General features: G+C 37.4%; 12 protein-coding genes. 1 reads left to right on the top strand and 11 read right to left on the bottom strand.

From position 1 onward, the window contains the following. Nucleotide 1: 1 nt before the first annotated feature. The 11 genes from rlmN to B5P42_RS25225 all read right to left on the bottom strand — a co-directional run bounded on the left by rlmN (nt 2) and on the right by B5P42_RS25225 (nt 12555). Nucleotides 2-1090, bottom strand: a complete 1089-nt coding sequence (gene rlmN / locus B5P42_RS25275) for a dual-specificity RNA methyltransferase RlmN (RefSeq protein ID WP_002014500.1) — start codon at nt 1088-1090, stop codon at nt 2-4. Nucleotides 1091-1094: 4 nt separating this feature from the next. Then, nucleotides 1095-2429, bottom strand: coding sequence for a 16S rRNA (cytosine(967)-C(5))-methyltransferase RsmB (gene rsmB / locus B5P42_RS25270; protein ID WP_002128834.1), 1335 nt, complete (start codon nt 2427-2429; stop codon nt 1095-1097). Next, nucleotides 2426-3370, bottom strand: a complete 945-nt coding sequence (gene fmt / locus B5P42_RS25265; RefSeq protein ID WP_002014498.1) for a methionyl-tRNA formyltransferase — start codon at nt 3368-3370, stop codon at nt 2426-2428. The genes rsmB and fmt overlap by 4 nt, the downstream gene beginning before the upstream one ends. Before the next feature lie 22 nt (nt 3371-3392). Continuing rightward, a complete protein-coding gene (gene def / locus B5P42_RS25260; protein WP_002014496.1) occupies nt 3393-3863 on the bottom strand; it encodes a peptide deformylase in 471 nt (156 codons plus the stop codon). An 11-nt stretch (nt 3864-3874) separates the two neighbouring features. After that, nucleotides 3875-6280 (bottom strand): primosomal protein N', encoded by a 2406-nt coding sequence (priA, locus tag B5P42_RS25255; RefSeq protein ID WP_002128835.1) that lies wholly within the window; start codon nt 6278-6280, stop codon nt 3875-3877. Further along, nucleotides 6277-7482, bottom strand: a complete 1206-nt coding sequence (gene coaBC, locus B5P42_RS25250; RefSeq protein ID WP_002014494.1) for a bifunctional phosphopantothenoylcysteine decarboxylase/phosphopantothenate--cysteine ligase CoaBC — start codon at nt 7480-7482, stop codon at nt 6277-6279. The genes priA and coaBC overlap by 4 nt, the downstream gene beginning before the upstream one ends. A 197-nt stretch (nt 7483-7679) precedes the next feature. Beyond that, complete coding sequence (gene rpoZ / locus B5P42_RS25245; RefSeq protein ID WP_002014493.1) at nt 7680-7892, bottom strand: DNA-directed RNA polymerase subunit omega; 213 nt, start codon at nt 7890-7892, stop codon at nt 7680-7682. A gap of 2 nt (nt 7893-7894) precedes the next feature. Beyond that, nucleotides 7895-8512: a guanylate kinase gene (gene gmk, locus B5P42_RS25240; RefSeq protein WP_002014492.1), complete on the bottom strand. Its 618-nt coding sequence runs from the start codon at nt 8510-8512 to the stop codon at nt 7895-7897. A 13-nt stretch (nt 8513-8525) separates the two neighbouring features. After that, entirely contained in the window at nt 8526-8789 is a 264-nt protein-coding gene (gene remA / locus B5P42_RS25235) for an extracellular matrix/biofilm regulator RemA (RefSeq protein WP_001251456.1), read from the bottom strand. A gap of 67 nt (nt 8790-8856) precedes the next feature. Then, on the bottom strand, nt 8857-9732 hold the full coding sequence (locus B5P42_RS25230; protein WP_002088227.1) for a YicC/YloC family endoribonuclease: 876 nt from the start codon (nt 9730-9732) through the stop codon (nt 8857-8859). A 99-nt stretch (nt 9733-9831) separates the two neighbouring features. Then, on the bottom strand, nt 9832-12555 hold the full coding sequence (locus B5P42_RS25225; protein ID WP_113735501.1) for a calcium-translocating P-type ATPase, SERCA-type: 2724 nt from the start codon (nt 12553-12555) through the stop codon (nt 9832-9834). 105 nt (nt 12556-12660) lie between these two features. Between B5P42_RS25225 and B5P42_RS25220 the strand changes: the two genes are divergently transcribed. Beyond that, on the top strand, nt 12661-14370 hold the full coding sequence (locus B5P42_RS25220; protein ID WP_113735500.1) for an Rqc2 family fibronectin-binding protein: 1710 nt from the start codon (nt 12661-12663) through the stop codon (nt 14368-14370). The last annotated feature ends 38 nt before the right edge of the window (nt 14371-14408 follow it).

Below are 14408 nucleotides of genomic sequence, written 5' to 3'. Positions count from 1 at the left end.
GTCACCTCGTCTCTTCTTTGCGCTCCTTTGCACGCAACTGACCGCAGGCTGCATCAATATCATGACCTTGTTCACGGCGAATGGTTACATTCACTCCACGATCTTTTAGCGTCTTTTCAAATAAGAAAATTTGCTCTCGTGGCGTACGTACATAATCACGTTCTGGCACGTAGTTTACCGGAATTAAGTTTACATGACATTTTACACCTTTTAAGAGCGCAGCAAGTTCTTCAGCGTGCTCAACTTGGTCATTTTCTCCTCCAAATAAGCCATATTCAAATGTAATACGACGCCCTGTTCTATTTACATAGTATTTAACAGCTTCCATTAAATCAGGTAGCTTATAAGCACGGTTGATCGGCATTAATTTTGAACGTATCTCTGTATTTGCGGCATGCAATGAAATCGCAAAATTAATTTGCATATCTTCTTCAGCGAACTTATAAATTTTTGGAACAATTCCACTTGTTGAAACTGTCATATGTCTTGCACCAATATGAATTCCTTTTTCATGATTTACAATGCGTAAGAATGACATTAAGTTATCATAATTATCAAATGGCTCTCCAATTCCCATAACAACAAGAGAACTTACACGTTCTTCTGTTTCATCAAGCGCACGCTGAACTTCTACTACTTGCGCTACAATTTCTCCAGCCTCTAAGTTTCGTTTTAACCCACCAAGTGTAGAAGCACAGAACGTACAGCCAATGCGGCAACCCACCTGTGTTGTTACACAAATGGAATTTCCATATTCATGTCGCATTAGTACAGTTTCAATAGAGTATCCATCGTATAACTGGAATAGGAATTTAATCGTTCCATCCGAAGACGTTTGTTTTACTAAAGTGTTTAAAGTAGTAATATCAAAGGAATTCGACAATTTATCGCGCAATCCTTTAGCAAGGTTTGACATATCCTCATAATTTTTTACACGTTTTTTATATAGCCAATCAAAAATTTGTCCTGCACGGAACTTAGGTTCCCCTTGTTCCTTTAACCAATCTTGCATTTCATGAAGTTGTAAAGAATAAATTGATGGTTTCTTTGTTTCTAGATTTTTCTTTTGTTTTTTTACAGTCGTTTCCATGATGCTACACCTTCTTTCTTAAACAAGCAATATAAAAGCCATCTGTTGCAAAATAATGCGGTAAAATTCGTACTTGACCTTCATCAATATACGGATTTAACTTTTCTGGCATGCGATCTTTTATCGTAGTATCCCATTCAAATTCAGGATGCTCTTGTAAAAATTGCTTTATTACTTGTTCATTTTCTATTTTTTCAATTGTGCACGTACTATAAACAAGGCGACCACCTTGTTTTAACAATGGTGCTATTTTTTCTAGTATCGCAAGTTGAATCGTTGATAACCTTTCACTATCGCCCTTATCTTTACCTAACTTAATATCAGGTTTACGTCTAATAACACCAAATCCAGAACATGGTGCATCTACTAATATTTTGTCAAAAGATTCATTTGCAAAATGCTCTTGAACTTTTCTAGCATCTAAAGCCATCGTTTCTACATTTTCTAAACCAAGTCTCTTCGCCTGTTGTTCAATTAAACGTACTTTATGTGCGTGTAAATCAAGCGACATTACCTTACCAGTTCCGTCCAAACGCTCTGCAATATGAGTTGTTTTTCCGCCAGGAGCAGCACAACTATCTAGAACTGTATCTCCTTTATTCGGTTCTAAAGCACGTGCTACAAGCATTGAGCTTTCATCTTGAATAGAAAGGAAACCTTTTTTGAACGCTTCTGTATGTGCGACATTTCCTCTTTCAATTTGAATTGCATCCTCTGACAATTCGCCACGTTTTGCTTCTATACCCTCATCAGCTAATAACGCAACCGCTTCTTCTACCGTTACTTTATCAACATTTACACGTGCTGTTGGTACAGGTGGCAACATATTTACTTCACACATTTTCTCTGCTGTCTCTAAACCATATTCGGATGCCCATTCTTGTACAAGCCACATTGGATGACTCGTTGCAATCGCAAGTCGTTCTACTGGATTTTCGATTTCTTCTAACGAAGGTACACCTTCTCGCTGAATCGAACGCAATACTCCGTTCACCATGCCTGAAATCCCTTTATGTCCACGACGCTTTGCAATCTCAACTGCTTCATGAATAGCCGCTCTTTCTGGAACTCGGTCTAAATATAGCATTTGATATAGAGATAGGCGAAGCAACACTCTTACCCACGCTTCAACCTTTTTTCTTAAAAATGGTTGTAAATAATAATCTAGTGTGTCACGACGTTGAATTGTTCCATATACCATTTCAGTTAATAAACCAATATCTTTTCTGTCAATTGTATTTTTTTCAATCAAATTATTTAAAAGTAAGTTGCTATATGCACCACTTTTTTCTACTTGAATTAAGCCATCCAGAGCTAACTCACGCACATTTTGTCTCATGCATTTTCTCCTAACTTCGTACCAATTTCAGGTTTTGTTCCACGTAAAAATTGTGAACAACTCATACGCTTTTTACCAGATGGTTGCAATTCAGTGATTTTAACGCCTGTCTCGTTCCCTGTTGCAACAACAAATCCATCTTCTTCAAGAGCTACTATTGTACCTGGTTCAGCTTTCTCTGTAATAGAGACCTTCTCTCCCCACCATACTTTAATAACTTGTCCTGCCAAAGTCGTATAAGCAACTGGCCATGGATTCAATCCGCGAATGTGATTGTATACTTCTTCACCTGTTTTTGTCCAATCAATTATCTCTTGCTCACGTTTTATATTATATGCAAACGTCACTTCAGCTTCACTTTGTTTAATTGGTTCTAGTTTACCCTGAATTAGTAAAGGAACCGTTTTAGATAAAAGGTGTGCTCCTGCTTCGCTTAACTTATCAAATAATGAGCCTGTTGTTTCACGCTCTTCAATTTCTACTTCTACTTGCGTTAATATATCGCCAGCATCTAATTTTTCTACCATATACATAATTGTAATACCTGTTTTCTCTTTACCTTCCATGATCGCATAATGAATTGGTGCACCACCGCGAAGTTCTGGAAGTAATGATGCGTGGACATTAATACATCCATACTTTGGCGCTTCTAAAATTTCATTCGGTACGATTTGTCCAAATGCTGCTGTTACAATTAAGTCTGGCTCTAGTGCTAATACTTTTTCATATTCGTCTTTTTCGCGAATTTTTAACGGCTGTACTACTGGAATACCATGTTTCTCCGCTTCTACTTTAACAGGAGTAGGTGTTAAAACCTTTTTTCTACCAACTGGACGATCAGGTTGCGTTACAACACCAACTACGTCATATCCGTCCTCGATAAGACGACGAAGCACCGGCACAGAAAAGTCCGGTGTCCCCATAAATACTACTTTCATCATTCAAAAACCGCTCCTTTTAAACCTATTCTAATTCGCCTGCTTCATAATACCTTTTCACTTTAGATGTAAATAAAACACCGTGTAAATGATCGATTTCATGCTGAATTGCACGCGCTAAGAAGTCATCCGCTTCTAATAAAAATATTTTACCGCGACGATTTTGTGCACGTACTTTAATGTAATCTGCACGCTCCACTTCACCATAAAGTCCCGGAAAGCTTAAGCAGCCTTCGGGACCTACTTGTTCACCACGTTTTTCTAAAATAACAGGATTAATTAATTCAATTTTACCCGTATCATCACCTATATCAACAACAGCAACTTGTAAGCTTACACCCACTTGTGGCGCAGCTAGACCAACTCCGTCTGCAATTAACATTGTTTCATGCATATCTTTTAACAATTTCACTAACTTTTTATCAAAGTTAATTACTCTTTCGCATGGTGTTTCTAACACTTCATTTGGATGCTTTACAATTTCTAAAACTGCCATATTTCCCTCCGCTACATTAACATTGTTGGATTAAAATCAATTGAGATTTGTAGCTCTTTTTGCATTTCTGCTTGATAATGTTCATTTACCATTTTGAGCACGTTCTTTAAGTTTGGTTCCCGTTTGTATTTTATCATGCATTGGTAACGATATCTATCTTTTATCCTTGGAATTGCTGAAGCAACCGGCCCTAACACCATTGTTTGCCTTGAACAATGCGTTCGTAAATGACCGACAATTTTTTCCGTCACTTGGACTGCCTTTAATAACTCCGGATGAGATACAGTTACAAGTACAACGTAGTAATATGGCGGATATTGTCTCATTTGCCTCATTTGCATTTCGTGCTCATAAAATACATCATATTGTTGATTCTTTGCTAATTCTACACTGTAATGTTCCGGCGTATACGTTTGAATTACAACTTCACCTGGCAATTCATGTCTTCCTGCACGTCCACTTACTTGTGTCAATAGCTGATACGTCTTTTCACTCGCCCGAAAATCAGGTAGATGAAGCATCGTATCCGCCGTTAAAACGCCAACAAGCGTCACCTTCGGAAAATCAAGCCCTTTTGCAATCATTTGTGTTCCAAGTAATATATCTGCTTTCTCTTCACCAAACGCCTTTAATAATTTTTCATGCATTCCTTTACGGCTTGTTGTATCCACATCCATTCGAATGACCCGCGCCTCAGGGAATAGTTTTGTGATTTCTTCTTCAACCTTTTGCGTCCCTGTACCAAAGAAACGAATATACGTACTATTACAAGCGGGACACTCCGTTGGCATATTTTCCTCATGACTACAATAATGACATTTTAAACGATGGTTCATTTTGTGATATGTCAACGAAATATCACAATGCGGACATTGTACGACATACCCACAATCACGACACATCACAAACGTAGAATGACCCCTTCTATTTAAAAAGAGAACCATTTGTTCTTTCTTTTCTAATCGATCTGCTATTTTTTCATGCAGTGCCTTTGAAAACATTGAGCGATTTCCATCACGAAGCTCTTCACGCATATCAACAATTTCTACAGTCGGCAAAGCTTGTTTGTTCATACGTTTTTCCATTGTAAGCAACCCATAGACACCTTTTTTCGCTCTAGCAAATGATTCAAGTGTCGGCGTTGCACTTCCGAGAACGATTGGACACTTATGGTATTGTCCTCTCCACACTGCTACATCTCTTGCATGATACTTTGGGTTATCCTCTTGCTTATAACTTGATTCATGCTCTTCATCAATAATAATGATTCCTAAATTTTCGAATGGAGCAAAAATAGCTGAACGCGCACCAACTACAACTTTCACTTCTTTTCTTAATATCTTTCGCCATTCATCATATTTCTCGCCAACAGAAAGCGCACTGTGAAGAACTGCAACTTGCGAACCGAACCTACCTTTAAAGCGATCTACCATCTGGGGCGTTAGCGCAATTTCAGGAACAAGCACAATTGCTTCTTTTCCTTTCTCGAGCACCGCTGCTATAGATTGTAAATACACTTCAGTCTTACCACTTCCTGTAACACCATATAGTAAAAATGGATTGTAAGTTTCATTTGTAATTGATGACAAAATCGGTGTAATTACTTGTTTTTGTTCCTCAGTAAGCGGAAATGGTTTCGTTTGTTCAAAATCATCATCGTCATACGGACTCCGGTATACCTCTACATACTTTTCTGAGATTAGACCCTTTTTAACAAGTGCTTTTATTGGAGCATCTGTTATTTGTAATTCTTCTGTTAAATTTTTTAACGGTACACTTTTGTAGTTTTCTACAAAATAATAGAGTACATCTTGTTGTTTTTTACTTTTCAGTTCAAATGCTGCTAATTCCAATTTATCTGCCGGCAACTCCGGTTGAACTACTCTTTGTTTCTTCTTCTGCACTTTATCCTTTACTTGATAAACCACTTCAGTCGTACCATTTTTAATTTCTTGTTGAATAGTGCGATATAGGTGCGGCTGTGCTTCGATAACTTCCCAATCTATCGTTTCCTTCCCTTGAAATAAAGAAAGAATTTCTGGTGCTACTTCTTCTCGGTTACGAAGTTGCAGACGCTTTTTATATGTTGCTTTAATCGCCGTCGGAAGCATCACCTGAAAAGCTGAAATCATATAACATAACGTTTCACTTGTAAGCCAATACCCAAGTTTTAATAATTCATCATTTAAAACCGGAGTGACATCTAATATTTCATACAACGCTTTTAACTTTTTACTTTCTAGTTCAACCGAATCCTTTATGCCAATAATAAAACCTTGCAATTTCCTCGGACCGAATGGGACTACTACACGCATTCCTGTTTGCACGATATCTTCCCATTTTTTAGGGATAATATAATCAAACGGTCGATCTGTTTGACGTGCAGGTACATCAACAATTACACTTGCAAACTTCATACATAATCATCTTCTAACATCATTTCTATTTGCTTTAATATTTCACGAGCCACTTCTTTCTTCGTTAAAAGTGGCAGCTCAATGATTTCTCCATCTTTTCTATACATTGTCACAATATTTGTATCCGTACCAAACCCAGCTCCTTGCGCTTTCACGTCATTCGCAACAATCATATTTGCATTTTTCTCACGTAATTTTCTCGTTGCGTATTCCTCTATGTTTGTCGTTTCAGCTGCAAAACCGATAAGTAACTGTCGGTCCTTCTTCTCACCTAACGTTTTTAAAATATCCACTGTTCTTTCTAATTCAATTACAGCATCGCCATTTTTCTTTTTCATTTTATTATCATGAACATATTTCGGACGGTAATCTGCAACGGCTGCTGTTTTGATGACAACATCCACACTCTGATAATGCTGAAGGACTGCCTCTAACATATCTTGTGCAGATTCTACTTGTATTGTTGTGACATGTAATGGTGACTCTAATGCTGTCGGTCCTGACACAAGTATGACATCAGCACCTAAGCCTGCTGCAACTTCTGCGATCGCATACCCCATCTTTCCAGAAGAAAAATTCGTCATAAAACGAACCGGATCAATCTTTTCACGTGTCGGTCCAGCTGTTATTAATATTCGTTTTCCTTGCAATGGTTGTTGTTCCGAGAAAGCCTCTTCTAATCGTCCAATAATTGCTTCAGGTTCTTCCAGTCTTCCTTTTGCTACATAACCACATGCTAAAAAACCTTCCCCAGGCTCAATAAATGTATATCCTAATGTTTTTAACGTCATCATGTTTTTTTGAACAATTTTATTTTCATACATATGCACATTCATAGCAGGTGCAATCCACACTGGAGCTGTAGTAGCTAACAAAGTAGTTGTAATCATATCATCAGCAATACCGCCAGCTAACTTTCCAATGCAATTAGCTGTAGCAGGTGCAACAAGTACAACATCTGCCCAATCCGCTAAATCAATATGAGCAATAACAGCGGAGTCTCTCTCATCAAACGTATCCGTATATACATCATGGCGAGAAAGTGCTTGAAATGTAAGAGGCGTAACAAACTTCATTGCCGACTCACTCATCATTACTTTTACAAGAGCGCCAGCTTGTGTCAATTTACTTGTTAACGCAGCCGCTTTAAAAACTGCAATGCCTCCTGTTACACATAGAAGTATCTTTTTCCCTTTTAGCATATGACTCGTCCTCTTTCTTTTTCAAACTTATTCTACTGAAATAGAATTTCCAGCTCGTCAGTACCAGTATTTCGTTCCGTCTTTTTCGATTCCTTTTCATCCCTATCGTAAAAAAATAACAACCTACTTGTAAATAGGTTGTTACCGTTACATAGAAAATTATAAAGTCTATGTTTTAATTTGTCGAAAAGAATGTCTTAATCAATTATTGTGTCATCGCTTGGTACATATTTTAATACTTCTAAATCGATTTCTTCTAATGCTTTACCTACACATTTATAAGAAACAGGCTTTTCAATAACACAATTGTCAGCAATTTGCATTTCACGTGCACGCTTTGCAGCTACTGTTACAAGTGTATATTTAGAATCGATTTTTGTTAATAATGAGTCAATTGATGGATTTAACATAATTATAGACCCTCCGTCATTTCTTTATAGTATTTTGCCACTCTTTCGCGGCGGCAATGTTCACCAACCACAATTGCTTTAATTCGGTCGCAAGCTAATTCAACTTGATCGTTTTCTACAACATAGTCATAAGCGTCCATCATTTCGATTTCTTCTTTCGCTACAGTTAAACGATTTTCAATAACATCTTCAGTTTCTGTACCACGGCCGACAATTCGGTTCTTTAGCTCAGATAAACTTGGAGGTGCTAAGAAAATAAATACACCTGCTGGGAAGGCTTTCTTAACTTGAATTGCTCCTTGCACTTCAATTTCTAAGAACACATCTTTTCCTTCTTGTAACGTTTTTTCAACATAATCAATCGGTGTTCCGTAATAATTACCAACGAACTCAGCCCATTCAAGTAACTTTTCATTACGAATCATTTCTTCAAATTCTTCTCTCTCTTTAAAGAAATAATCCACACCATCTACTTCACCTTCACGCGGTTTACGTGTCGTTACTGAAATAGAGTACTGAAAACGTGTGTCTTCATGGCTAAACAGCTCTTTTCGAACCGTTCCTTTCCCGACACCAGAAGGTCCCGAAAGAACGATGAGCAATCCTCTTCTACTTCTCATAAATATGTAAAACCTACCCTTCCTCACTTAAATCTTCTTTATTATTCAAACGATGTGCAATCGTCTCTGGCTGAATTGGACTTAATACTACATGCCCATCATCCATAACAATAACCGCCCTTGTTTTTCTCCCATACGTAGCATCAAGCAAAGCATTATGTTCACGCGCTTCCTGTACTGTCCGTTTAATAGGAGCTGACTCCGGACTTACAATAGCAATAATTCGATGAGCAGATACAATATTTCCGTATCCAATATTTAAAAACCGCATGGCCATAGTTTGCGCCTCCTAGTAAGTCTATCCGATTTCTCCACCACGTATAACTTTATATATTTTTTGAAAGCTACTCAATATTTTGTACTTGTTCACGAATTTTTTCAAGGTTATTTTTCATTTCTACGACATATTTTGAAATTGTTAAGTCATTTGCCTTAGAGCCTATCGTATTAACTTCCCTATGCATCTCTTGCACGATGAAGTCCATTTTCCTTCCAACAGGCTCTGTAATTTGCAGTGCTTCACGAAATTGATCTAAATGACTTTGTAATCGAACTAATTCTTCGTGAATATCTGAACGCTCTGCAAATATTGCTACTTCTGTCAACAATCGTTGTTCATCTAAATCTTGATTATGTAATTCTTTTAAGCGATTTTCTAATCGTTCACGATATTTTTGTGTAACAATTGGTGCATGTGGAATAATTGCATTTACACAATTATGAATCTCTTGCAAACGATATGCTATATCTTTATGTAATCGTTCTCCTTCGCCATCTCTCATCGTTTTCAACATATGAGCAGCTTGGCGAACAGCTTCATATAAACCGGTTTCAAATTGTTCATTTACATTTTCTATTTCTTCAACTGCCGTTACTTCTGGCATTCCCATTAGTTGCCCGAGTGTAATAGAATCTTGTAATTGAAATTTTCCTTTTATATCTTCCATAATGGATTGGTACTGCTTGAGAAGTTCCCAATTCACAGTTAATTTTCTTTCAACAAGCCCTTCACCTGTTATACTAATAGACACTTCAATACGTCCACGGCGAACTTGCTTTGCAATTATTTTACGAATCTTGTCTTCAAACGCCATCATTTGCTTCGGAAGCCGAATACTCATTTCTAAAAAACGATGGTTTACCGACTTCATTTCTACTGTTATTTGAAAAGTATCGTTTTCTACCTTCGATCTTCCAAATCCTGTCATACTACAAATCATCTTTATCACATCCAAGCCATGAAATAACTCAATGAAAAAGGCAATAGAGATGCGACTCTACTACCTTCTGTAAATTATATCATATTTTCATATCGTTGACTATTTCAAGTTTAATCCCTTCTTATATAACAGCGGCTTTTTCTTTTTCTCCTTTTTTCTTGTTAATAAGGATCCTACTAATAAGAAGGTCGGAATAGATGATAATCCTCCAATTAACAACCAATCTCGTGCTTGTATCGGCATTGTGCTAAAAATCGGCTGTAATGGTGGATAATATATAACTACAAGCATTAACAGTAAAGAAATAATAACCGCCCCTACTAAATATATATTTCCAAACGGGTTGCGGTGAAATATAGAATGTTCACTACGACAATCAAATACATGAATAAGCTGAGCCAGTACTAATGTTGCGAAGGCTACCGTTTGTGCATACTTCAATTCATTCGGATGCTGGTTAAATGCAATAATAAACGCTACTAATGTCACTGCTCCGATTAGAAAACCACGACTTATAATTTTCCACGCAAGCCCTCTAGCGAACACCCCTTCTTTCGGATGGCGTGGTGTTCTCTTCATCACATCTCCTTCAGCCTTATCCAAACCTAATGCCATCGCTGGTAAACCGTCAGTAACTAAGTTCACCCATAAAATTTGAATTGGAACCATCGGCAATGGCAGTGCAAGTAACATCGCAAATAACATAACTAAAATTTCACCAACGTTAGATGCTAACAAATACCGAATAAACTTCCGAATATTTTCATATATGTTTCTACCTTCTTTAATCGCCGATTTAATCGTAGCAAAGTTATCATCTAACAACACAAGTGACGAAGCTTCTTTTGCAACATCTGTCCCTGTAATTCCCATCGCAATCCCTATATCAGCTGTTTTAATAGCTGGAGCATCGTTCACTCCATCACCTGTCATAGCTACTATATGTCCCTTATTTTGTAGCGCCTTAACGATTTTCAATTTATGCTCAGGAGACACACGAGCGAATACATACGTATCTTCTACAATATCTTCTAATGCCTCTACATCCATATTCGCAAGTTCTACACCTTCAACAACACGTCCACCCGCCGGTAAAACCCCTAGCTGTTCCGCAATTGCCATTGCCGTCACTTTATGATCTCCCGTAATCATTACGGTTCTAATACCAGCTTCCTTACACTCTTTCACCGCTTGCGCCACTTCTAGTCTTGGCGGATCTATCATTCCTTGTATTCCAACAAGCATAAAATCCTGCTCGATTTCTCTTTCATGTTCAATTGAATCTGTAGCTTTTAACGGTTTAAATGCCACCGCAATCGTTCGTAAAGCTTGACTTCCTAAACTATGAATCGCTGCCTGCACTTCTTTTCGATACATTTCACTTAAAGGCTGCCGCTTATTTCCCCACAAAATTGTTTGACTCATTTGCAAAAGAACATCTGGTGCTCCTTTTGTAATAACAAATTTTTTACCTTCACGATCACGAACAATAACACTCATCATTTTTCTAGTTGAATCAAAAGGAAATTCACGAATGACTTCAAACTTTCCTTTAAGAGCTTCACGTGATATTCCCGCCTTCATTGCAGCAGCAACGAGAGCTCCCTCTGTTGGATCTCCATCTAACACATACGTCTTTTTCTTTTGAATAACATTCGCATTATTACATAAACAGCCAAATGTAAGTAGTTGATACAGTGATTTCGTCTTAGTAGGGTCAATTACTTCTTCACCTTTCATAAACGAACCTGTTGGCTCATAGCCTTGACCTGTTACTTTCCACAATTCTCCGCCTGACCACATATGTGTTACCATCATTTTATTTTGTGTCATTGTTCCTGTTTTATCTGAGCAAATAACAGAAGCACAGCCTAACGTTTCTACAGCTGGCAACTTTCGCACAATTGCCCTCTTTTTAATCATACGCTGTACGCCAAGTGATAGCGCAACCGTAACGATAGCTGGCAATCCTTCTGGAATAGCTGCAACAGCAAGCGAAACCCCAGCCAAAAACATGTGATACACTTCATTCCCTTGATATACACCAGCTAGTACAACAAGAGCCGTCAAAATAAGAGCAACAATAATTAAAATTTTTCCAAGCTGTTCTAGTCTTCTTTGTAATGGCGTTTCCATTTGCTCAGCATTTTGCAACATATTTGCAATTTGCCCCATAGCTGTATTCATTCCAGTTGCTACGACTACCCCTGTTCCAGCACCTCTCGTTATCATCGTCCCCATAAATGCCATGTTTTTTTGATCACCAATTGAAACATCTTGACCTTGTAACGCATCTACCTTCTTTTGTACAGGCAATGACTCTCCTGTAAGAGCCGATTCTTCAATATATAAACTTGAAGATTCCACAAGGCGAACATCCGCGCCAATACGGTCACCACTAGAAAATTTAATAATATCACCTAGTACAAGCGCTTTTGACGGCGCTTTTATCCACTTCCCATTTCTTAGTACAGTAACTTGAGGAGCTGCCAATTCTTTTAAAGCTTCCAACGATTTTTCAGCTTTCCTCTCTTGGAAGAAACCGAGGACACCATTAATAATAACAATTGCAACAATTGCAATCGAATCAATATACTCTCCTAAAAAAGCTGAAATAATTGTAGCACCAAATAAAACAAGTACCATAAAATCTTTAAATTGCGCTAAAAACACCATAAGCGCAGAAGGCCGCTTTGCTTCTTGCAATTCATTTGTACCAAATTTCTTTAATCGGCCCTCTGCTTCTTGCTCTGTAAGACCTACCTCCACATTCGTATTCGTTCTTTCCTCCACTTCATGTGCTCGCATTTCATACCAGTTCATCCTGCCATCGACCTCCTGATTCCAGACATACTCTAATGAAAGCTTATTCAGCCTCGTCCAAAAAAATGCTATAATTAACTTTTAGTTAGAAAGGAGTGTTCATTCATGGCATTCGATGGATTATTTACAAGAGCAATTACACATGAAATTGCAAATTCTCTTCAAACAGGAAGAATTTCAAAAATATATCAACCCTCAAAATATGAAGTTTTATTACATATTCGAGCAAACGGAAAAAACCAAAAGCTAATTCTTTCATCTCACCCTACATATGCGCGTATGCACTTAACAAATCAAAACTACAATTCACCAGCGCTACCGCCGATGTTTTGTATGCTTCTTCGCAAACATTTAGAAGGTGGATTTATTGAAAAAATCGAACAAATTGACTTAGAACGTATTATTCAAATTACAGTCCGCAGTCGCAATGAAATCGGTGACGAATCAGTAAAAACATTAGTAATCGAAATAATGGGACGACACAGTAATATTATCTTAGTAGATACGAAAACAAATGTTATTTTAGATAGCTTAAAACACGTTTCTTTAGCGGTAAACCGACATCGTACTGTATATGCTGGAGCTGAATATGTTGCCCCACCGGCACAACATAAAGTTAATCCGCTTCTTATCGAAACAGAAGATGATTTTATTAAACCGCTAGACTTTTTATCTGGCAACATGGACAAACAACTTGTCGGAGCATTCATGGGAATTTCCCCATTATTTGCAAAAGAAGTTGTAAATAAAGCAGGTATGGCAAATGAAAAAGCATTATCTGAAGCTTTCTTCAGCTTGCAAAAACCTTTGCTAACACATCAGTACGTGCCTGCCATGATAACAGCAAATGGAAAAGAGTTCTTTTACCTATTCCCTCTTTCTCACTTACAAGGAAACGAAAAAACATTTTCATCTGTTAGTGAATTATTAGATCGTTTCTTCTTTGGTAAAGCAGAGCGCGATCGTGTAAAACAACAAGCTCACGATTTAGAACGCTTTATGCAAAATGAAAAAACAAAAAACGAAAAGAAGCTAATTAAACTAGAAAAAACATTACAAGATGCCGGAAAAGCAGATAAATATCAACTATTTGGAGAGCTACTTACAGCCAATATGTACGCTTTGAAAAAAGGTGATAAAGAGATAGAAGTCGTTAACTATTACGACGAAAATGGTGGGACTGTAAAAATCACATTAAATCCTTTAAAAACACCATCTGAAAATGCACAACGCTATTTCCAAAAGTACCAAAAAGCGAAAAATTCAGTTGCTATTGTAGAAGAACAAATCGTAAAAACAAATGAAGAAATTCTTTATTTCGATAGCTTACTTCAACAAATAGAGGTTGCTTCTTCAAAAGATATTGAAGAGATTCGTGAAGAACTGACCGAAGAAGGTTATGTACGTAATCGTAAGAAGAAAAACACAAAGAAAAAACCGACAAAACCAGTATTGGACAAATATTTAGCTAGTGATGGCACAGAAATTTTCGTCGGTAAAAACAATAAGCAAAATGATTATTTAACAACGAAATTCTCCCGTCGTGATGAAATTTGGTTACATACGAAAGACATACCTGGGTCCCACGTTGTCATTCGTTCTCTTGAACCTACGGAAGAGACTTTACAAGAGGCCGCTAAAATCGCTGCTTATTACAGTAAAGCAAAAGATTCTAGTTCTGTTCCTGTAGATTTCACAAAGGTACGCCATGTCAAAAAACCGAGCGGTGCAAAACTTGGATTTGTTACATATGACAATCAACAAACATTATATGTAACACCAGATGCTGATACAGTAATGAAATTAAAAGCGTAAATTAAAAAATGCGTTGCTTGCTAGCAACGCATTCTTTA

It is taken from the genome of Bacillus sp. SRB_331 (assembly GCF_003264175.1).
GTDB classification, from domain to species: Bacteria; Bacillota; Bacilli; order Bacillales; family Bacillaceae_G; genus Bacillus_A; species Bacillus_A mycoides.
The sequence above is the reverse complement of the archived record's forward strand: the minus strand, read 5'-3'. Positions and strand labels throughout refer to the sequence as shown.

Coding starts and splice junctions, on each gene's coding strand:
- rlmN (WP_002014500.1), bottom strand. CDS start 1,090: ATGGAAACGACTGTAAAAAAACAAAAGAAAAATCTAGAAACAAAGAAA.
- rsmB (WP_002128834.1), bottom strand. CDS start 2,429: ATGAGACAAAATGTGCGTGAGTTAGCTCTGGATGGCTTAATTCAAGTA.
- fmt (WP_002014498.1), bottom strand. CDS start 3,370: ATGATGAAAGTAGTATTTATGGGGACACCGGACTTTTCTGTGCCGGTG.
- def (WP_002014496.1), bottom strand. CDS start 3,863: ATGGCAGTTTTAGAAATTGTAAAGCATCCAAATGAAGTGTTAGAAACA.
- priA (WP_002128835.1), bottom strand. CDS start 6,280: ATGAAGTTTGCAAGTGTAATTGTTGATGTACCTGCACGTCAAACAGAT.
- coaBC (WP_002014494.1), bottom strand. CDS start 7,482: ATGCTAAAAGGGAAAAAGATACTTCTATGTGTAACAGGAGGCATTGCA.
- rpoZ (WP_002014493.1), bottom strand. CDS start 7,892: ATGTTAAATCCATCAATTGACTCATTATTAACAAAAATCGATTCTAAA.
- gmk (WP_002014492.1), bottom strand. CDS start 8,512: ATGAGAAGTAGAAGAGGATTGCTCATCGTTCTTTCGGGACCTTCTGGT.
- remA (WP_001251456.1), bottom strand. CDS start 8,789: ATGGCCATGCGGTTTTTAAATATTGGATACGGAAATATTGTATCTGCT.
- B5P42_RS25230 (WP_002088227.1), bottom strand. CDS start 9,732: ATGATTTGTAGTATGACAGGATTTGGAAGATCGAAGGTAGAAAACGAT.
- B5P42_RS25225 (WP_113735501.1), bottom strand. CDS start 12,555: ATGAACTGGTATGAAATGCGAGCACATGAAGTGGAGGAAAGAACGAAT.
- B5P42_RS25220 (WP_113735500.1), top strand. CDS start 12,661: ATGGCATTCGATGGATTATTTACAAGAGCAATTACACATGAAATTGCA.